General features: G+C 66.4%; 1 protein-coding gene. It reads left to right on the top strand.

Annotation, left to right across the window (positions count from 1 at the left end):
* On the top strand, positions 1-738 hold a 738-nt coding region (locus IE219_RS31380), incomplete at both ends, for a class E sortase (protein WP_189983729.1).

Raw genomic sequence — 738 nt, 5'->3', positions numbered from 1 at the left:
CGGGTGGGCGGGGGTTGTCGCGGGTGGAGGCCCGCCGCGCCGCGAAGGCCGCCAAGGACAGCCCCGGCGTCATCGCCAGCCGCGCCGTCGGCGAGGTCTTCATCACCCTCGGCGTCGTCATGCTCCTCTTCGTCGCCTACCAGCTCTGGTGGACCAACGTCCTCGCCGGCCAGGAAACCGACCAGGCCAAAGCCCGCATCGAAGACACCTGGGCCAAGAACAAGAACCACACCGGCGACACCACCACCCCCGGAACCTTCGCCCCCGGCGAAGGCTTCGCCATCATGCACATCCCCAAACTCGACGTCGTCGTCCCCGTCGCCGAAGGCATCAGCAAACCCAAAGTCCTCGACAAAGGCATGGTCGGCCACTACGCCGAAGGCACCCTCAAAACCGCCATGCCCGCCGACAAACAAGGCAACTTCGCCGTAGCCGGCCACCGCAACACCCACGGCGAACCCTTCCGCTACATCAACCGCCTCACCCCCGGCGACCCCATCGTCGTCGAGACCCAGGACACCTACTACACCTACGCCATGGCCAGCATCCTCCCCCAGACCTCCCCCTCCAACGTCTCCGTCATCGACCCCGTCCCCAAAGGCTCCGGCTTCACCACACCCGGCCGCTACATCACCCTCACCACCTGCACCCCCGAATTCACCAGCACCTACCGCATGATCGTCTGGGGAAAGCTCGTCGACGAACGCCCACGCAGCAAGGGAAAGCCACCCGCGCTCG

Source organism: Streptomyces termitum, assembly GCF_014650175.1.
In the GTDB taxonomy this organism is placed as follows: Bacteria; Actinomycetota; Actinomycetes; order Streptomycetales; family Streptomycetaceae; genus Streptomyces; species Streptomyces termitum.
The sequence above is the reverse complement of the archived record's forward strand: the minus strand, read 5'-3'. Positions and strand labels throughout refer to the sequence as shown.